Source organism: Azospirillum mesophilum, from assembly GCF_053470405.2.
On record NZ_JBPXMQ020000039.1, the window covers coordinates 38945 to 57684 of the forward strand.

At 66.1% G+C, this 18740-nt stretch carries 15 protein-coding genes; 2 read left to right on the forward strand and 13 right to left on the reverse strand.

The window, feature by feature from the left end; genetic code table 11:
* Window positions 1-118 precede the first annotated feature (118 nt).
* The 12 genes from ACSVC7_RS26175 to ACSVC7_RS26230 all read right to left on the reverse strand — a co-directional run bounded on the left by ACSVC7_RS26175 (window position 119) and on the right by ACSVC7_RS26230 (window position 15389).
* Window positions 119-5950, reverse strand: coding sequence for a M10 family metallopeptidase C-terminal domain-containing protein (locus tag ACSVC7_RS26175; protein WP_483508835.1), 5832 nt, complete (start codon window positions 5948-5950; stop codon window positions 119-121).
* 23 nt (window positions 5951-5973) lie between these two features.
* Window positions 5974-6414 (reverse strand): hypothetical protein, encoded by a 441-nt coding sequence (locus ACSVC7_RS26180; protein ID WP_448208563.1) that lies wholly within the window; start codon window positions 6412-6414, stop codon window positions 5974-5976.
* Window positions 6415-7112: 698 nt separating this feature from the next.
* Window positions 7113-7322 (reverse strand): hypothetical protein, encoded by a 210-nt coding sequence (locus ACSVC7_RS26185; protein ID WP_448208562.1) that lies wholly within the window; start codon window positions 7320-7322, stop codon window positions 7113-7115.
* A complete protein-coding gene (locus tag ACSVC7_RS26190; RefSeq protein WP_448208561.1) occupies window positions 7319-7540 on the reverse strand; it encodes a hypothetical protein in 222 nt (73 codons plus the stop codon). The genes ACSVC7_RS26185 and ACSVC7_RS26190 overlap by 4 nt, the downstream gene beginning before the upstream one ends.
* Before the next feature lie 82 nt (window positions 7541-7622).
* On the reverse strand, window positions 7623-8429 hold the full coding sequence (locus ACSVC7_RS26195) for a polysaccharide deacetylase family protein (protein WP_448208560.1): 807 nt from the start codon (window positions 8427-8429) through the stop codon (window positions 7623-7625).
* A complete protein-coding gene (locus ACSVC7_RS26200; RefSeq protein WP_448208559.1) occupies window positions 8426-9319 on the reverse strand; it encodes an NAD-dependent epimerase/dehydratase family protein in 894 nt (297 codons plus the stop codon). The genes ACSVC7_RS26195 and ACSVC7_RS26200 overlap by 4 nt, the downstream gene beginning before the upstream one ends.
* The gene (locus tag ACSVC7_RS26205; RefSeq protein ID WP_448208558.1) at window positions 9307-10029 is read right to left on the reverse strand and encodes a WbqC family protein; all 723 of its coding nucleotides are present in this window, start codon (window positions 10027-10029) and stop codon (window positions 9307-9309) included. Before ACSVC7_RS26205 ends, ACSVC7_RS26200 begins: the two co-directional genes overlap by 13 nt.
* A 1-nt stretch (window position 10030) precedes the next feature.
* A complete protein-coding gene (locus ACSVC7_RS26210; RefSeq protein WP_448208557.1) occupies window positions 10031-11131 on the reverse strand; it encodes a methionyl-tRNA formyltransferase in 1101 nt (366 codons plus the stop codon).
* A gap of 4 nt (window positions 11132-11135) precedes the next feature.
* On the reverse strand, window positions 11136-12335 hold the full coding sequence (locus ACSVC7_RS26215) for a glycosyltransferase family 4 protein (RefSeq protein WP_448208556.1): 1200 nt from the start codon (window positions 12333-12335) through the stop codon (window positions 11136-11138).
* The gene (locus tag ACSVC7_RS26220; RefSeq protein ID WP_448208555.1) at window positions 12332-13987 is read right to left on the reverse strand and encodes a hypothetical protein; all 1656 of its coding nucleotides are present in this window, start codon (window positions 13985-13987) and stop codon (window positions 12332-12334) included. Before ACSVC7_RS26220 ends, ACSVC7_RS26215 begins: the two co-directional genes overlap by 4 nt.
* A complete protein-coding gene (locus ACSVC7_RS26225; protein WP_448208554.1) occupies window positions 13987-14613 on the reverse strand; it encodes an SAM-dependent methyltransferase in 627 nt (208 codons plus the stop codon). The genes ACSVC7_RS26220 and ACSVC7_RS26225 overlap by 1 nt, the downstream gene beginning before the upstream one ends.
* On the reverse strand, window positions 14610-15389 hold the full coding sequence (locus ACSVC7_RS26230; protein WP_448208553.1) for a hypothetical protein: 780 nt from the start codon (window positions 15387-15389) through the stop codon (window positions 14610-14612). The genes ACSVC7_RS26225 and ACSVC7_RS26230 overlap by 4 nt, the downstream gene beginning before the upstream one ends.
* A gap of 288 nt (window positions 15390-15677) precedes the next feature.
* Between ACSVC7_RS26230 and ACSVC7_RS26235 the strand changes: the two genes are divergently transcribed.
* On the forward strand, window positions 15678-16664 hold the full coding sequence (locus ACSVC7_RS26235) for an NAD-dependent epimerase/dehydratase family protein (protein ID WP_448208552.1): 987 nt from the start codon (window positions 15678-15680) through the stop codon (window positions 16662-16664).
* A gap of 6 nt (window positions 16665-16670) precedes the next feature.
* Here ACSVC7_RS26235 and ACSVC7_RS26240 read toward each other — a convergent pair whose 3' ends face one another.
* Window positions 16671-17975 carry a glycosyltransferase gene (locus tag ACSVC7_RS26240; protein ID WP_448208551.1) on the reverse strand — a complete coding sequence of 435 codons (1305 nt, stop codon included), beginning with the start codon at window positions 17973-17975 and terminating at the stop codon, window positions 16671-16673.
* A gap of 323 nt (window positions 17976-18298) precedes the next feature.
* Here ACSVC7_RS26240 and ACSVC7_RS26245 point away from each other — a divergent pair, with 323 nt between their 5' ends.
* On the forward strand, window positions 18299-18637 hold the full coding sequence (locus ACSVC7_RS26245; protein WP_448208550.1) for a hypothetical protein: 339 nt from the start codon (window positions 18299-18301) through the stop codon (window positions 18635-18637).
* The last annotated feature ends 103 nt before the right edge of the window (window positions 18638-18740 follow it).

Here is an 18740-nt window from a genome sequence, read left to right on the forward strand (position 1 = left end):
TTCAGATGGCAAGGCCCAGCAGTCCCGCCCCGCCCCCGCTCCCAGAGGCCAGAGACCGCCGGGAGCGGGGACGGAAGAAGCCCCGGCTTGGAGCCGCCGTCCAACGGATTGCCGGGCTTTACAAGTCTATCATGACCCCGATGAAGCCCGGCTTGCTCCATTGCACGCCGTCGTAGGCGGAAATTTCCATGAATATGCCGTCACGAAGGGGAGTTTTGATCACACTAAGATTGGGAACGAAGGTGAATTCCAGTTTCGCAAGATCGGCAGCGGAGACCAGATATTTGTCATTGGCTTGATCGGCTGCATCCGCAAGGTTGGTGGCGCCATTCAGCTCCATTTTTCCGCATACGGACGGGGCATTAATCTGGTACTGCGTGATCTGATCGCCCTCACGATCGGAAACCTCAAGAAGATCCGCGATTTTAAAGGGTTCGCTATTGTACACGTAGAAAGGAGAGGTCAAGGAGTACGCCTCTTCAATCACGGACACGGTTGGCGCGGAGTTGGTCAGTGTGACCGCAACCGCATTCCCCCAATTCACCCCATCGAAGGCCGAGACCGCCAAATCCTCGGTTGTGCCGCCCGTATAGGTTACCTTTCCGAGGTCGGCCTGAGAGACCCAGTAAATCTGGGCGGTTTGGTCGTCCCCGCTTGCCAGATTGGTGGCGCCGTTCAGGTTTACATGACCGCCACCGTTCGGGTCATGGATGGAGTAGAGCGTCACCGGGAGGTCACCGGCGTCGGCGACCTTGAACAAGGTGGACATGTCGACGGTCTGGCCGGCCTTCAACGACTGCCCCACGGCGGTCAGCACCGGCGCGCCGTTGTTCATCAGCACCGACGCGCTGCCGCTCCATTGCCCCCCGTCACAGGCCCGAACGCTCAGTTCCTCACGGCCGTTGCTTGTGTAGGTGACTTTTGCGAGGTCTGCGGCCGAGAACTCGTAGACGCCGGCGGCCTGGTCTGTCGCGTTGGCCAGATTGGTAGCACCGTTCAGTTCGATCGTACCGCCGCCCGCCTGGTCCTTGATGGCGTAGCGGGTGATCGTGTCCCCATCGGGGTCGGTCACATTGAACAGAGTGGACACATTGACCGTCTGACCGAGATTGAGCGTCTTCGGCAAGGCCTCGACGACCGGCGCGGCATTGGTTATCCGCAGCGGCACCACATAGCCTGCCCCACCGTCGAAGGCTGAGAACTCTACGTCTTCCGTTCCACCTCCGGTGTAGGTAAGCTTTGCAAAGTCGGAAGCAAGTATCTCGTATCGCCCGATCTCAGTATTGATTGAACCCAGCAGATTTGTGGCACCGTTCAAGTTCACCGTGCCGCCGCCTGCCTTGTCCCAGATAGAGTATTTCGTAATCTGGTCGCCCTCATAATCCGTGACGGAAAACAATTCGGAGAGGCTGACCGTCTCACCGAGCTTGAGCGATCGCGGATAGGTTTTGACGACCGGAGCGGCATTGTACACAGAGAGAAGTGCTTTCTCGCCCCAGCTCACCCCGTTATAGGATCTGGCCATCAAATATGCTGTGCCGTCACCCGTGAATGTGACTTTCGAAAGATCTTTGGCTGAGACCTGATAGTAACCTCTGGATTCTTCAAAGGAACTCAGCAAGTTGGTGGCACCGTTCAGGTTCACCGTGCCACCGTTGAGCGGGTTGAGATCCTGGAACCAGTACATCGTTATCGAATTGCTCGGATCGGTGACGCTGAACAAATCGGAAAGGGGCACCGTCTCGCCGGTTTTCAACCTCAACGGTGGCTTGGCGGTCACGACCAGCGCGCTGTCCGTCACCGTGAGCGCTGCCGCCCCGCCCCACTGCACCCCATCGTAAGCACGGACGCTCAGCTGCTCATTGCCGCCGCCGATGAAGATCACCTTGGACAGATCGGCGGCGGAAACCGTGTAGGAACCGGCAGCTTGTTCGGCAGCACTGGCCAGATTGATGGCTCCTCCCAGGCTGATCCGGCCACCGCCCGCCGGGTCGGTGATGGTGTAGCGCGTCACCGTATCGCCGTCAGGGTCGACGGCGCTGATCAGCGTGGACAAGGCGACCACTTTTTCCACGCCCAGCGTCGTTGACGTCGTGGTCACGGTGGGCGCGCTGTTGGTCATCGACAGCGTCGCCGGGGCGCTCCAGTGTGCCCCGTCGTAGCTCCAGACCGTCAGTTGCTCGATGCCGTTGCCGGTGTAGGTCAGCTTGGCGAGGTCGGCGGCGGAGACCTGGTAGTTGCCGGCGGCCTGCTGCGTCGCGCTCAGCTGGTTGACCGCGCCGTTGAGGTTGATCCGCCCGCCGCCCGCCGGGTCGGTGAAGAAGTAGACCAGCGCGTCGCCGTCAGGGTCGGCGGCGCTGACCAGCGTCGACAGGGCGACCGTCTGGCCGAGGCCCACCCCCCGCGAGGCCGCGGCCACGGTGGGCGCGCTGTTGGTGATCGACAGCGTCCCCGTGGCGCTCCACTGCGCCCCGTCGTAGGCCCAGACGCTCAGCTGCTCGCCGCCGTTGCCGGTGTAGGTCAGCTTGGCGAAGTCGGCGGCGGAGACCTGGTAGTTGCCGGCGGCCTGCTGCGTCGCGCTCAGCTGGTTGACCGCGCCGTTGAGGTTGATCCGGCCAGCCCCCGCCGGGTCGGTGAAGAAGTAGACCAGCGCGTCGCCGTCCTTGTCGGCGGCGCTGACCAGCGTCGACAAGGCGACCGTCTGACCAAAGCCCACCCCCTTCGACGTCGCGGTCACGGTGGGCGCGCTGTTGGTGATCGACAGCGTCCCCGTAGCGCTCCACTGCGCCCCGTCGTAGGCCCAGACGCTCAGCTGCTCGGCGCCGTTGCCGGTGTAAGTCAGCTTGGCGAAGTCGGCGGCGGAGACCTGGTAGTTGCCGGCGGCCTGCTGCGTCGCGCTCAGCTGGTTGACCGCGCCGTTGAGGTTGATCCGCCCGCCGCCCGCCGGGTCGGTGAAGAAGTAGACCAGCGCGTCGCCGTCCTTGTCGGCGGCGCTGACCAGCGTCGACAAGGCGACCGTCTGGCCGAGGCCCAGTGCCTTCGACGTCGTGGTCACGGTGGGCGCGCTGTTGGTGATCGACAGCGTCCCCGTGGCGCTCCACTGCGCCCCGTCGTAGGCCCAGACGGACAACTGCTCGGCGCCGTTGCCGGTGTAGGTCAGCTTGGCGAAGTCGGCGGCGGAGACCTGATAGTTGCCGGCGGCCTGCTGCGTCGCGCTCAGCTGGTTGACCGCGCCGTTCAGGTTGATCCGCCCGGCCCCCGCCGGGTCGGTGAAGAAATAGACCAGCGCGTCGCCGTCCTTGTCGGTGGCGTTGACCAGCGTCGACAGGGCGACCGTCTGGCCGAGGCCCACCCCCCGCGACATCGTGGTCACGGTGGGCGCGCTGTTGGTGATCGACAGCGTGGCCGCGGCGCTCCACTGCGCCCCGTCGTAGGCCCAGACGGACAACTGCTCGGCGCCGTTGCCGGTGTAGGTCAGCTTGGCGAAGTCGGCGGCGGAGACCTGATAGTTGCCGGCGGCCTGCTGCGTCGCGCTCAGCTGGTTGACCGCGCCGTTCAGGTTGATCCGCCCGGCCCCCGCCGGGTCGGTGAAGAAGTAGACCAGAGCGTCGCCGTCCTTGTCGGTGGCGTTGACCAGCGTCGACAAGGCGACCGTCTGGCCGAAGCCCACCCCCTTCGACGTCGCGGTCACGGTGGGCGCGCTGTTGGTGATCGACAGCGTGGCCGCGGCGCTCCACTGCCCCCCATCGTAGGCCCAGACGCTCAGCTGCTCGGCGCCGTTGCCGGTGTAGGTCAGCTTGGCGAAGTCGGCGGCGGAGACCTGGTAGTTGCCGGCGGCCTGCTGCGTCGCGCTCAGCTGGTTGACCGCGCCGTTCAGGTTGATCCGGCCGGCCCCCGCCGGGTCGGTGAAGAAGTAGACCAGCGCGTCGCCGTCCTTGTCGGCGGCGCTGACCAGCGTCGACAAGGCGACCGTCTGGCCGAAGCCCACCCCCTTCGACGTCGCGGTCACGGTGGGCGCGCTGTTGGTGATCGACAGCGTCCCCGTGGCGCTCCACTGCGCCCCGTCGTAGGCCCAGACGGACAACTGCTCGGCGCCGTTGCCGGTGTAGGTCAGCTTGGCGAAGTCGGCGGCGGAGACCTGGTAGTTGCCGGCGGCCTGCTGCGTCGCGCTCAGCTGGTTGACCGCGCCGTTCAGGTTGATCCGCCCGGCGCCCGCCGGGTCGGTGAAGAAGTAGACCAGAGCGTCACCGTCAGGGTCGGCGGCGCTGACCAGCGTCGACAAGGCGACCGTCTGGCCGAAGCCCACCCCCTTCGACGTCGCGGTCACGGTGGGCGCGCTGTTGGTGATCGACAGCGTCCCCGTGGCGCTCCACTGCACCCCGTCGTAGGCCCAGACGCTCAGCTGCTCGGCGCCGTTGCCGGTGTAGGTCAGCTTGGCGAAGTCGGCGGCGGAGACCTGATAGTTGCCGGCGGCCTGCTGCGTCGCGCTCAGCTGGTTGACCGCGCCGTTCAGGTTGATCCGGCCGGCCCCCGCCGGGTCGGTGAAGAAGTAGACCAGAGCGTCGCCGTCCTTGTCGGTGGCGCTGACCAGCGTCGACAGGGCGACCGTCTGACCAAAGCCCACCCCCCGCGACGTCGTGGCCAACGTCGGTGCTGCGTTCGGCTGCAATGTGCTGACCGACACCACCTGATCAGCGAATTTCAGAAATTGAATGTTCTGCAGGGTATCGAGGCCGTCCCGTCCGTTGATCTTGTCGGCAACCTTCACCATGCCGTTGACCAAGGAGGCGCTGTATTCCGACCGATTGCCTGTGAACACGGCGGTGTTGGTGCCACCGCCCCCATTGATCGAGTCGTTACCGGCGCCACCGGTCAGGATATTGTCCACCGCGTTGCCGATCAGAGTGTCGTCCCCACTGCCGCCGATCGCGTTCTCGATGGTGACGTTGTAAGCAATGGCGACGTTCTGGAAGGCCGCAGAGCCATAAGCGTCGTTGCCGATTGAGCTGAAGCAGCCGGCGCTCAGGTAGATGGTCGTGGCGCGGGTCTGGTTGGAGGCGTCGATGGTGTCGTTGCCGCCGCCGTCCCAGATCGTCATTGTCGTCGGAGACGAATTGGAGAAGGTGTAGGTGTCGTTGCCGCTGTGCCAGGAGGTGTTTGCCCCGTACAGGTACTGGATCGCCTGAATGTCGTACAGTTGCAGCGTTTGCGGATTGGCGAGAGAAAGATCTCCCCCGTAATAGGACATCACCGTGTATTTCACGCTGTCGGTCGAGGACGGCAGGTAAGGTCCGGCGGTTCCGCCGCCGCCGGCGTCGTAGTTGCCGGGGTGCTTCAGCCCCATGGCGTGGCCGATCTCGTGCAGCGTGGTCATGTAGCCATAGCTGCCGACCGTCTGCGTCTGGTTGACGGCGTAATTCGCGTTGAACCAGACGTCGCCGGCATACTGGCTTTGCCCGGGCCCCATGGCGTAGTAGGCGTAAGCTGCCGACCCGGAGCCCATGTTGCACTGACCGAAGGTAAGCTGGCCGCCGCCCGACGCGTCGTAGGTGAACTTGACGTTGGCGACCTGCTCGTAGAAGGCCAGGGCGCTCTGGATGCCCGTCTGCATGCCGGCGGTCACCGCCTGGAAGCCGCTCCGCTCCGCCGCGCTGGAGGCGTAGTAGGTCGGCACACTCGTCAGAAAACTGTAGGTCAGGGTCACGGCGGTGCCGACCGCCGTGTTGGCGTTCCACCGGTATGCGCTGCCGGCAAGCAGGGCGTCGATGTTGGTGTTGCCCGAAGAGATGGTGGCCGAAACCGGTTCCAAGGAGGTCGTGGTCGTCGAGGACAACTCGCCGAGGGCGGCGCGGCATTGGGAACAACCGCATTGCCCGTAGCTCACCACGAACTGATCGGATGTCGATTCGCTGCTGGTGGATAAGGTTGTGTTTTCTTGATCGTTCAGCATTGTCGGCACTCCCAATCCTTCATTCAGCGCGCATTGGGCATGGACGTCATTGGTTCGATGACCGCCGGCAGAAGCAGCGTGCGCAGTGCACGCCGCATTCCGGACTCGGCGTCGGCCGAGCGCGTGTCGACCACCACCGGGGGGGCCAGGAACAAGGGGATGGCGTCGCCGACCTGGCCTGGCCTGCGCACGGCAACGCCGATCGCGGCCTGCCCGGGCTGCGCCGGATCGGCCGCCGCGTTGGCGTGTATGGTCACGATCAGTGCCGTGGGGTCGACAAGCGCCGAATCGCCGGCCGAAGCCACAACCACCGGCCGGCGTCCTTGCGCCAGCCCGTCGGCGATGATCTGGCGCGCCAATTGGCCAATTCCGGCCGCGCTCAAGGCGCCGGTGTCCGCCGGATCAACTCGGCAGACCACCACGATCCGCTCAACGCCGGCATAGGCCAGCACGGGAGACGCCATGCCCATTCTCCAGGAAACCGACAGCGATAGCGTCAGGGCAAGGACGAAGCACCCGAGGATCCGCCTGAAGGCCTTTCCCACGCCTCGGCGCGTCGGCTTGGCGGCGCGATTCCCGTCGAGGGTTGACGCGTTCGCTGGAGCGTCCGGTAATGGTGTTAGCCCGTGCGAAAAGCCGATCATCATCCAGCGCCCAATCTTCCGTGCAGTCCCGGACCCGGCGCGTCGAAGCCTCACTTGGCTTCACGCCAGCTGCGAGCGCCTCCGTGCCCGGCAATCACCGCCAAGCTCTCCTGAGTACGCTGGTTGGCGGCGAATGCCCTTTAAGGCTGCGCTATAGTTTATCCCTTCTCGAAAAAGGGGCAAGACGAAAGATCTGCATCACATTTTATGCAGTCTGATGGAGAAGAAGGGGAGATGTTGGCGATTTCGATACCGATTCTAAAAATCGGAAATCAGAATCTCAGAAACGCAATGCAAGATTGAATACAGCGTTCCACCTCGCCCGACCGCACCCGCGGCGAGCCGTGTGCCGATCCCGGAATCAAGATCGTCGCCGCGCGCACCCGTGAGGCCCTGGAGAGACCTTGCCGGGCGTCCTCGACCGGTCAGTTCCTCCGACGCGCGCGGCTGGTTCCGCCGTTACGGCTGTGCAACGGCCTTGGACAAGCGTTTACGCCCAACGGATCCCGCGATCCGCCCTAAACCCGGAAAAGGTGCGAATCGGCCACCTGATAGTGAACGTAGGCCTTGATGTGGGGGTGCTGGACCAGCGTCGGCCGCACCTCGCGCCAGTGCTGGGTCGCGATGACGACGGCAAGCGGTTCTCCGGCATCGAGCGCCTGCCGCAGGCCACGCACGGTCAGGCCGTCCACGGGAGCGGCCTCCTCCCGGTCGAGATAGCTGCTCACATCCTGTCCCGGCAGCGCTCCGCCGCCTCGGCCAACGCCAACGCCGACCAGCCGGCGAAGGAGCCGATCTCAAGCATGCGCACCGGAGCTTGCCGCGGTCCCAACGCGCCGACCGCGGTCATGAGCCAGGGCGTACGGTCGGGAATGCTGCCGCACCCAATGGCGGAAAGCGGGAAGATCGGCTGGTTGCCAGCCAGAAGAGTCAGGAGGCTTTTCAAGGTGAAACGCCGCCTTCTGTATCAGAGCTGAAGCGCCCTGGAGCATAATACGACAGGTCCATGGACGACAGGCCTTCACCCCTCACGAGGAAGGCTCGGTCTTTCCCTTCGCCCCGTGTCCTCCTGAGTCGATCGGAAGGAAGACGATGTCCTGGGCGACGTTGTAGGTGGCTTCCCGTTCGAGCAGGCTGCGCTGCATCAGGCCGAAATTGTCGGCCAGCATGGCACGCCATTTGTCGGCCTGGGACATCTGCCCGTCTGTCCACCATTCCGGGTGGACAAGGAGTTGCAACTTCGGATGGCGCCGTTCCCGGAACAGGTCGCCGGGACAGCCTTCCCGCCAGTTCATGTTGCTGTCCGAAAGGTAATGGAATCCGTCCATGTCCTTCCGGTCGTAGGTGTTCAGGCAAGCAAGGATGATGGCGTTGTCGAGCACACGGCGGGATGGCTGGTGAAACGAGACGGCGCAGACCGGGTGGCCGAACTCCTCGGCCAACCAGCATCGCTCGCGCTCGACCTGGGCGGCCAGGACCTCGGGCGTCGCGTCCCGGAAGGGAAGTTCGTCGAAATGAAGGGCCAAGCGGTGTCCAAGCGCCAGGATCTCCCGGACGATGGCGGCGTTGGGCGGACTAAACAGGTTGTAAAGCGCCGAGCGGGGCATGACGAACCACGTGCTGTGCACACCGGCCTCGGCCTCGACCCGCGCCATCCGCAAGGCGGCGACCAGATCGTTGTCGCAATCGTGACGCAGCAGGCACGCCGGGGTGGACAGGCCGCGGACCTGAGCCAGTTCATCGAAGCCGGCGAAGCGGTAGCCTGCGTCCAGACCCGCGCGCAGAATGGCGGCGTAGCGAGCCAGGGTGAAGGCTTCAGGCTCGTTGCGGCTCATGCGACTTTTCCCGTGTCTTTCTGGAAATCGGCCAGCCCCTCGTACGGACCGACGACGGGCGGATGCAGGAGTTTGGTCATCCGCGCGATGTCGGCAACAAGATCGCCGGGACGCCGCGACAGGTCGGGGGCCAGAACCGGTGGACGGCCCGCAACGGCCCCGATCCGCTCGACCATCGCGCGCAGCGACACCACCTCCGGTCCAGCCACGTTGATGATGCCGGCGCGGTCCAGCCCCAGGGTGCCCACCACCGCCCGGGCCGCGTCGGACACATGGATCGGGTTGAAACGTAAGCCGTCGGCCCCTTCGATGGGAACCGGCTGGCCGCCCTGCACCGCCCGGACCAGCCTCGGCACCAGCATGGCCGGATTCTGCCCCGCGCCGTAAACGAAAAAGAACCGCAGCACGACCGTCGCGAAGCTGTCCGCGTAGCACAATGCCATCAGTTCGGCCGTGCGCTTGGCCGCGAAGTAATAGGCCAGCGGCCCGTTCCCTGGCTCCACGCGATCGTCCTCCCGGATCGGCCGGTCGCAGGATCCGTACAGCCCTCCGGTGGAGGCGACGATGAAGCGGCTGGCCCCGGCCCGGCGCGCCCAGTCGAGAAGATGCGCGCAACTGCCGGCGGAAACCGCGAATATCTCCGGCGCGGCCTCGGGAAAGCCACGGTAATCCGGCGATTGGGCGAGGTGGATCACCGCGTCGATGGCACGCGGCAACCCGACCGGCGGCTCCGGACGGGCAAGATCGTGGCGCAGCCAGCGGACAGGCCCAAGGCGGTGGTCCGCCGGCGGCGTGCGGGCGATGGCCCAGATCTCGTCGCCGCGCGCGACCAGATGCTCCAGCACCCGCCGGCCGACGAATCCCGTCGCCCCGGTGATCAGTACGCGCATGGCCCGCCTCCCAGCATGCGTGCGACCGCTGCCGGTCCGCAGTTCATCAGGGCATCGACGATCGACAGCCCCGCGACGAAATTCTCGCTTCCGCGCTGCTCGTACCGGGGATGCACGAAATCCTGCCGCAGGACGTCGATGCCGGCGGCCGCGAAGACCGCATCCTCTTGATAGCCCCCGGCTCCGCCGCCGACAAGATAGGTTGTCCCCCCCACCGCCTTGACGATGCCGGCCAGCAGGTCGGTCGCCCGCCCCTCCACCGGCAATTCGCTGGCCAGGACCAGTTTGCCGGCGTCCACGCCCATCATGGCGCACAGCCCACGGATCCCGGCGAGGTTGAAATCCCTCAGGCCAGAGGTGTCGGTCTCCAGCAGCGGCAGCAGAGCGGGGAACACCTCGGCGAAACACCGGGTTCGCGCGTAGTTCTGTTCGATGGCCCGGATCAGCTTGCGGCGCCAGACGCCGTTTTCGGCGATGCGGGCCTGGTCGATGCGGCTGCGCGCGTCCTCGCCACGCACCACCGGGACGGTGATCCACGCCGGACGGCCCCCCATCAGGATCCGCACATGGTTGGTGTAGTTGCCCCCGGTTCGCTGCAAGGCGACGTTGTCCAGCACGACGAAGATGTCGGCCCGCGCAATCTTGTCGAAGAAACCGAGCCAGGGCAGGAAATTGGGTTGGTGGATCGCCACCACGCATCGACCGGCCACGCTAGTCCTCCTCCACCGGCGCCAGCCCCAGTTCGGCGACCGCCAGCCGACGCGCCATGGCCACAGCCTCGTTCACCCAATCGCCGGGCCTGTCCACCCCGAGCCTCAGGCGCCAACGGCCAGAGGCGTAATCGATCCGCTCCAGGACGCAGGTTCCCAGGCGAGGGCCCCCGGCCCGGCCGTGAACCTCCAGCGCGATGGTCCGGTTCGCCCGGGCGCGGTCATCCGTATCCGGGGGCAGCGGTTCGAGCCGTACGGCGTCCCCCTCCAGCCGAAACCCTCCGCCTCCGGCCGAGAACTTCAGGCCGAGCACCTCCGGCACCGTCAGATAGCGGTCGATGATCCGCAAGGTTCCGGCCGGCTCCTGATAGTGGGCGCCCGGATGGGGCGGAACGAGGGCGCGCACCAGATTGTAGATGGAGCGCACGGACTGGCTCCACGCGAAGGCACCATCATCACGGGTGCGCCGACGGTGATGCCGGGCGTGGGATTCGTCCTGGGGAACAGCGGCAAGCCGCCCCGCCAGCACCTCCGGCAAGGTGTCGCGCAGAAGCCCGACGGTGGCCGCCTGCACACGCCGGCGCACGTCGACCCAGGTGTCGTCGAAGCCGAGGGGAACGCGGCGTTGCGCCAGGATCGGGCCGGTGTCGATGCCGTCGTCGATCATGTGCATGGTCACGCCGGTTTCCGCCTCCTCGTTGATGACCGCCCATTCCGTCACCGTGGCCCCGCGGTAGGCCGGCAGCAGGGCGCCATGCACATTCACGCACCCCGCCGACGGCAGGGACAGCACATCCGGCCGCAGCAGCATGGAGTACGAGTTGATGAGCAGAAGGTCCGGGTTTAAGGCGCGCAGCCGCGCGACGAAATCGGAATAGGTCGGGTCGGCGGGCCGCGGCTGCACCAGGAACGGCACTCCGGCCGCCCGCGCCAAGCCGGCGATGGACTCGTGCTGGGCCAGGCGGATCCCGGCCGCGACGAAGGCGATAATCCGCGCCGGCCCGAGAACGTCGGAAACGTCGAGGATCTGGGGGATGCCGACCGTATCCCCGAACAGCACGATCCGCCGCACCGTGGGCCGCCGCACCGTGGGCCGCCGCATCGGATCACTCCTCTCCGGAACGCGGGGAACCGGCCATCCCGGTAACCTCGCGCAGGCACCGCGCGAAGGCGGCGACGGCCTGTTCGGCATGGTGGTTGAGCCGTACATGGTCGAACAGATTGCGGCCGGCGGCGGCCACGGCCGCCGGATCTCGGGCCCATTCCCGCAGAATGTCCGCCATGCCCCGCACATCGCCCCCCGCCGCCCGGCCGCCACCACGACCCAGCATCCCATCGGGATCCTCACGGAGGGACAGAACCGGCACGCCCTGCCGGCCCGCTTCAAGGAACGTGTTGGGGAAGCCTTCGAACCGCGAGGTGTTGATCAGGCACAACGCCTGGTCGAGGGTCGCGCGGACACCTTCCGGGGACAACGCCTCGATGATCTCGACATTGTCCGGGCGGTCTGCCAGCAACGCCGCGAAGAGAGCGCGGTCCGCGGGATTGACGATCATGCGGAAGGGCAGTTCCGGACAGGCCCGGGCAAGCTCCAGGGCAATCTCCGGGCGCTTGATCCGGTCGGCCTTGCCGATCCACACAACGTCGCGGCGCAGGCGCGGCGCGCCGGTCTCGCTTCCGTCGAATGGGACGGGATTGGGCACGACGCGGGCCGTCCTGCCGAAGCGTTCGGCGGCCAGACGGACCTGGGTTTGGCTCTGCACGACGAGGGCATCGGCCTGGACCAGCGCGTAGTGGCAATAGTCGTTGCGGCTGCCATAGTCGTTGCGTTCCCACGATCCTGGCCGGTAGGCCATCGAGAAGTCGCTGTCGGAGCCGGCGGCGAGGAGCATGCGCCGGCGGCGCGCCTTGCACCAAGCCGCGAGCCCGGCCGCATAGTCGCCGACGCCGAATGTGACGTACACATCCGCGTCGGCGCGTTCCCAGACCGCAGACTCCTGCGCCCGCAACGGCGGGTGGTCGGACACGACCTCGATCATCGGGGCGCTCCACAGCCAGCACAGCCGACCGGGGAAGCGGAACCGGCCGGCTGGCGCCCGCGCGGTGTCGCGCAGCACGGTGATCCCGTCGATGCAGCCGCGGCGCGGTGCCGCCGGATCGAAGGCGACCAGGGACACGTCGATTCCATGCCCGCGGGCAAGCCCCTGCATCAGGATCAGCGCCCGGCGTTCCGAGCCCCCGTAGACCGTTGGCGCCTGCCCCGCCAGGAGCGGATAGGCCCCCGGCACCGCGAAGCACACCTTCATGGCGCGGCGCCGTCGGACGCCACCGCCGGAACCGCATATTCCTCCTGTGCCGCGAAGGCGTACACGGCGAAATGCTCGTCCGCATAGGCCACGGTGAAGCCGGCGACCGCCCCAGACACCGCGGGATCGCCGAGATATCCCTTGTCCACCAGGAGGTGGGTGATGCCGAAGCGCGTGTTCAGCATGCGGAGATCCATGGTCGGTACGGGATAGCGCGACCAGAGATCGTGCTTGGTCTGGGCCCACGGCAGCGGGTAGAGGGTGGGCACGCCCGTCCGGTAGACGATCTCGTAGGCGAGGTTGACCGGCACGCACACCACGCGGGCGCCGCTGACGCCGGCCGCCTTCAGCCAATTCCACACACCGGATCGCTCCGCCCCGGCCGCGACGGCGATGGGCGGAAAGATTTCGGCAATCAGAAAGAAGACGGTGAAGACCAGCGCGGTCAGGCCGGCGGCGGCCATCGGCCGTTCCGTCGAAAGCGTGGCCAGCCAAGTGGAGAACAGGATGGTCGCCGGCAGGAACCCGACATATTCGAGGTAGCGGTCGGCTTCGCCCAGGAAGGCCAGCTTCGGCAGCCCGGTCAGCAGCCAGACGACGACGGACGCAAGCCACAGCCCGACCAGACCGGTCGTCCATGGACCGTCCGGCAGTCCGCCGAACAGGAGGATCGGCCCGACCATGGCGTGGACCGGATAGAGCAGCAGCCCGCGGGTCGTGTAGTCGCGGTAGAGCAGTTCCTGGCGGAACGCCTCCATCTTCCCCAGCAAAAGGTTGTGCGCCATCCGCGCCAGGCTGTCGCTGGTCAGCGGCGAGCGCACATGCGGCAAATGGGTTGGGGCCATGACCCGCGCGTAATAATGAAGGTGCCTAAACTGATCGACCAGACTGTGCCAGTAGCCACCGCGAGTCAGCAGGATGGCCACCCCCACGCCGCCCGGAACGACCAGCCAGGTTTCCAGGCCGAAGAGAGCCGGCAGGGCCAGGGTCAGGATGAAGACCACGGCCTGGACCGCGAACTTGGCGGTCAGGCAGGCGAGCGCGACCAGCAGCGCCGCAGCCGCATGCAGGAGCACCCCGTGGAAGGCTCCGGCGGCGACCGCCGTCAGGCAGGCCACGCCGGACAGCAAAGCTGCGAACGGCCGGGGCGAGAAGTTGAAATCCGACACGTTGGATGGGTTGGCGTGCCGGTTGATGGGGGCCACCACATAGGCCAGCCCACCGACCAGCGTGGCGCCGACCGCCAACGACACCTGCCCCGGCACCGCCGTGGCCGCCGTCAACCCGCTCGCGACGCCGGTGATGAAGGCGAGCCCGGCTTTGGCGAGGAACGAGGGGAGATAATGATGGCGGTCGAGGGTGGCCCGGTTCACGAACGACCCGAGGACCGCCATCAGCGGAGGCAGAAAGAAGCGATCGCTGCCCAGGAACAGGGGAAAGCGGTCCGGCATGCGATGGTTGCCGGCGCGCGCGCCGTCGGCCATCAGCAGGTAGAAGAAGACGTCGGTTCCCGACGGCTCCCTGCCGATGCGTCCCAGAACCAGGAACTTGAAGGCAAGAGCGGCCAAGGCCGGCAGCAGTGCGGCCAAGAAAACCGCCGCCACGTCGGACAGCCCCGGCATGGAAACCGCGAAGGAGGTTGCGCTTCCCATCAGAAATGATAGAGCCCGACCAATTGGCCCGTGGGATGGGAAATCGACAAAAGCTCCATCCGAGCCCCGTGCCGGCGGCCCAGATCCTGATAGGCGCCGGGATCGGCGTAGGAACACCGGATCATCGGATGGGTGCCGCCATAGAGCATCCCCTTGGCCGGGCCGCTTTCGATGCAGAAGGTGAACAGAAAACGTCCGCCCGGCTGCATCACCGCGGCAAGCCGGGCCATGCAGGTTTCGATCTGCGCCTCGGTCAGATGGGTGAACACGGACTGGGCGTTGGCCCAGGCGAACGAGTGGCCGAACGACGCGAAGTCGAAATCCGTGTTCAGGCGGATGTCGTAGCGCTTGGTCAGGCCCTGGCGGCGCGCAAGGGCATGGCCGATGGCGATATAAGGCGGGTAGGCGTCGAGACCGCAATAGTTCCCGTCATCCAGGTACTCCACGGCCCGGCAGCCGAGCCGCATGGAACCGCAGCCGATGTCGAGCAGGGTGTCCTCCGGCCTGAGGCCCAACTCCTTCAGGGTGTCCATCTGCCAGCGGCCCAACTCGCTCCAGGCGGAGAAGTAGATCCCCGGCACTTCCCCGTGCTCCACGACGATGTCGATCAGGTCTTGCTCGTTCATGGCCGAGACTCCTGCGTCTGAGCCGTCCGAGGCGGCAGCACGATTTCAGGCGGGTAGATGATGCGCATGAAGCCAATCTGGCCCGGTTCGGACTGGATGTTGAGAACGCCGTGTGGGTTGTTGTAACGCCACAGGACCAGATCGCCGGGTTCGAGCGACACATCGCGGCCCATCACCAGGTTCCTGCCAGCGTTGTCGGTGAAGCAAAATCCTTCCCCGCCGTAGTCGTCCCCATGGCGGGACAGGAACAGCGTGGCTTGGACCCGGCTGAGGTCGTGCCGGGTCTTGTCGAGCTGTGCGACCGGATCCGCCTGGTACCAGTCGCGATGCCATCCAATGTGCGTGTCAATGTTGCGCGTGAACATCACACGGTAGCACAGCGCCCGTCCCCCGACCCAGGGCATCGTCTCGGCGAACGGCGCCAGCCCCATGACCTGGCTGCGGATCATCTGCACCATCATCGAAGCCGAGAAGGTCAGATCGTCATAAGGTGGGTTCCACGACCAGTTGTGGAACAACTCGTTGCCGCGATCGTCGGGGCTGTACGAGTTCGGGCATCCGAAATAGATGGAATCGCGTCCGCGGTAATCGACAAAATACTTTCGCGCCGAGCTGTCCTTGAACTGGCTCCACACCGTTTGCAGGTGTTTCACCTGGCTTGGCTGAAGATAGTTCCGAATGATGTAATAACCTGGACCGCTGGAGTGAAAGATCGCCATGCGGATATTGCGCAGGTCATTGTCGGGTATTTTGAGACAATCATAAGTCAGGTCCATGGGACCGCTCCGGATTGGACGCGCGGAAATTTTCCGGCCATTGGAAACAGGGTCGGCTGGCGGCAGTAAACAAACAATGAATGGTACCGTCAAGTTGGCGCTGCCATGGCCGGGGGCTCCGAACTCGGGCCGGAGACGGGGGCACCGGTGGGGTAACGAGGGTCTCCGCATGATGCCCGCCACGGCCCCGACTGGACGCCCGGGCCGGCACGCCACATACTCGCCGCCCTGCACAGCGGCGAAACCGTCCGGTTGCAGGATCCTGCAGGGTAAGGAGGCATCGGTCCAATGGACATTCGGGGCAAGAAATTTGTGGTCATCGGCGGGGCCGGCCTCATCGGCTCTCACACGGTGGACCTTCTGACGCGCGAGGACGTGGGCGAGATCGTCATCTACGACAACTTCGTGCGTGGCCGCATCGAAAACCTCGGCGATGCCCTGCGTGACCCGCGCGTGAAGGTTTTCGAGGTCGGTGGCGACATCTGCCAGACCGACATCCTCAACGCCGCGCTGAAGGGCGCGGACGGCGTCTTCCATTTCGCCGCGCTGTGGCTTCTGCAGTGCTACGACTTCCCGCGCGCCGCCTTCGACGTGAACATCCGCGGGACCTTCAACGTCCTGGAAGCCTGCGTAGCCAACGGGGTGAAGCGGCTGGTCTATTCCTCCTCCGCCTCGGTCTACGGCGACGCCGTCGAGGAGCCGATGACCGAGGACCATCCGTTCAACAACACCAATTTCTACGGCGCCACCAAGATCGCCGGCGAGGCCATGGCGCGCGCCCTTCACCACCGCTACGGCCTGCCCTATGTCGGCCTGCGCTACATGAACGTCTACGGGCCGCGCCAGGATTACAAGGGCGCCTACATCGCGGTGATCATGAAGATGCTGGACGCCATCGACAACGGCGAGGCTCCGGTCATCTACGGCGACGGCAGCCAGGCCTACGACTTCGTCGCCGTGACCGATTGCGCGGCCGCGAACATCTGCGCCATGAAGGCGGATGTGGCGGACCGCTTCTACAATGTGGGAACCGGCACGCGCACCTCGATCAAGCAACTGGCCGAGATGGTGGTGGAACTGACGGGCTGCCGGCAGCCGCTGCGCTACGAACCGGGCGGGCTGACCTTCGTCAAGAACCGCATCGGCAGCACGGCCCGCGCCCGGGCCGACATCGGCTTCGAAGCCAAGGTGCCGCTGATGGAGGGCCTGCGCCAACTCATCGAATGGCGCAGGACGCACATGGCCGAGGTGGAAGCCCGCCGCGCCCGGGGCTGAGGCCGGTCAGGGCGCCGGCGGCAATCCCCGCATGAGGCGGTCGTAAGCCGCCTCGTAACGGGCCGCGCAGGCGTCCGCCGACCACCATCGCAGGGCATGAGCCCGGCTGGCGCGCCCGATGGCGGCGCGCCGTTCCGGCGAACGGACGAGATCCTCCAGAACGTCGGCAAGCGTCGCCGGCGTCGCCGGGACCACCGGGCAGTCCGCCAGATAGCCGCAGGCCGCGCCGGGGAACTCCTCTCCGGCGTCGATGCACGCGACGGTCGGCTTGCCCAGCATCATCGCCTCGCGGGCGGTGGCGCCGTGGCGGCCGTAGAGGACCTGATCGACGATGATGTCCGCCTGCGCCTGGATGAAGCGCACCTCGCGGTTGGGAATGTCCTTCACGAAGTCCAGGCGCACCTTGAGCCCCTTTCGCCGCAGGGCGTCGATGGCCGCGACGACGGCATGGGTGCCCTTGACGTTGCGGCCGTCGCGCGCACGCGCATCGAAGTTCCCGACCGCATGATAGACCACCACCTCGCCGTCCTCACGCGAGCGGCGGAAACGCGCGGGGATCTCCAAGTCGTCGCGCCACAGATCCGGGTCCAGCGCGCAGGTCAGCGGCTCCTGGTAGACGCTGGGGCCGTGCTTGTGGTCGAGCAGCGGTTCGGTCTCGACGCAGATCATGTCGCACACCGCCTTGACCCGCCGCCCCCAGGCCAGGCTGGTGGCGTCGTCGCACTGGTCGGGCCGCGTGCTCCACACGCAGGCCGGGCAGCACCGGTTGCGGCTCCACCGGTCGAAGGTCGATCGGGCGACCATGTCCTGGCATCCGTAATGAGAATACGCGATGCGCATTCCGGCCCGCTTCAGCGCCAGGAAGTCCCAGGGGACGTTGCCGGTCCCGCTGTTCTCCGGGAACAGGGCCATGCGGCCCTTCCCATAGAAATGCAGCAGGCGGAACCGTCCGGCCAGCCCCGCGTAGAAGCGGCGGACATTGTCCAGGAACCGGTCTGGTTCGGGGTCGAACAGGTCCAAATCCTGTCCATGGAACAGGAATCCGTCGCGGGTATCGTCCTCGACGTTGACCGAGATCGCATCCCATCCGCGCCGGCGCAGGGCCGCTGCCAGGTACAGGAAATTGTAGTAGCTGTTGCCCAGGAAGACGACCGACCGCCGGGGCGGGGCCGAAATTGGGGCCGGGGTTGGGGCCAGTCCGCTGCGAAAAGGCTCAGGCACCCCGCGGCCATCGATCATGCCGTGGATCGAGGCCAGTTCCTCCAGCATCTCCGGGTTTGCCAACGCCTGCTCGATGAACTGCCCGGCCACAACTTCCGGATCGTCCCTGCAAAGAGACGCCAGGTCGAGAAAGAGCGGATGCTTGGAGCAATGCATGGGGTCACGGATGGGAGGGACACCGGGCACCATAGAACAGCCGCGGGCCGTCTCGAAAGGCCGAAAGCGCGGCTCCGCCCGCGCGGGCCGGGGTCGGGGTCGGGGTCGGGGTCGGGGTCGGCCATTGCGGGCCGTAACCGGTACGGCGCAATATGCGGCGTCCGTCCCGCATCCAGGACCGAGCGATGATTATCTGGCGTCCCGCCGACCTGCCCCGCAGCGTCCCAATTTACATTTTCGGCGCGGGCCAGGGGGGCATGACACTGTGCCGCTGGGCTCGCCGCCAACCAGCCCTGCGGGTTGCCGGATTCATCGACAACCGCAAGACCGGCCACATCGGGGGCGTGCCGGTCTTCACGCTGGATGCCTTCCAACAGCGCCGCGGGCCGGACGACGTGGTGCTGGTCGCAAGCCAGCACGTCAAGGAAATCGGCGGGCAGCTGGAGGCGGCCGGAGTGGAGCGGTGGGCCGACGCCCACCCCTGCGCGATGCACCTGATCGACCGCGAACGGGTGATCCGCGGTCGCGCCATCATCGCCACCGGCCTCACCGCCCTGGTCTTGGCCGGCTTGGCCCTGCGGCACATGCTGCTTTAGCACTACTCTGCCAGCCCTATGGATTGGGGAGGAAGCGGAAGCTGTGCTGGCATTCCGGACATCGGACGTAGACGGTCATGCAGCGTTCCAGGATGGCTTGACG

Excerpts from the sequence above, each read along its gene's own strand:
- ACSVC7_RS26175 (WP_483508835.1), bottom strand. The coding sequence starts at position 5,950 with ATGCTGAACGATCAAGAAAACACAACCTTATCCACCAGCAGCGAATCG.
- ACSVC7_RS26235 (WP_448208552.1), top strand. The coding sequence starts at position 15,678 with ATGGACATTCGGGGCAAGAAATTTGTGGTCATCGGCGGGGCCGGCCTC.
- ACSVC7_RS26195 (WP_448208560.1), bottom strand. The coding sequence starts at position 8,429 with ATGAGCCGCAACGAGCCTGAAGCCTTCACCCTGGCTCGCTACGCCGCC.
- ACSVC7_RS26230 (WP_448208553.1), bottom strand. The coding sequence starts at position 15,389 with ATGGACCTGACTTATGATTGTCTCAAAATACCCGACAATGACCTGCGC.
- ACSVC7_RS26210 (WP_448208557.1), bottom strand. The coding sequence starts at position 11,131 with ATGCGGCGGCCCACGGTGCGGCGGCCCACGGTGCGGCGGATCGTGCTG.
- ACSVC7_RS26215 (WP_448208556.1), bottom strand. The coding sequence starts at position 12,335 with ATGAAGGTGTGCTTCGCGGTGCCGGGGGCCTATCCGCTCCTGGCGGGG.
- ACSVC7_RS26225 (WP_448208554.1), bottom strand. The coding sequence starts at position 14,613 with ATGAACGAGCAAGACCTGATCGACATCGTCGTGGAGCACGGGGAAGTG.
- ACSVC7_RS26245 (WP_448208550.1), top strand. The coding sequence starts at position 18,299 with ATGACACTGTGCCGCTGGGCTCGCCGCCAACCAGCCCTGCGGGTTGCC.
- ACSVC7_RS26220 (WP_448208555.1), bottom strand. The coding sequence starts at position 13,987 with ATGGGAAGCGCAACCTCCTTCGCGGTTTCCATGCCGGGGCTGTCCGAC.
- ACSVC7_RS26200 (WP_448208559.1), bottom strand. The coding sequence starts at position 9,319 with ATGCGCGTACTGATCACCGGGGCGACGGGATTCGTCGGCCGGCGGGTG.
- ACSVC7_RS26180 (WP_448208563.1), bottom strand. The coding sequence starts at position 6,414 with ATGGCGTCTCCCGTGCTGGCCTATGCCGGCGTTGAGCGGATCGTGGTG.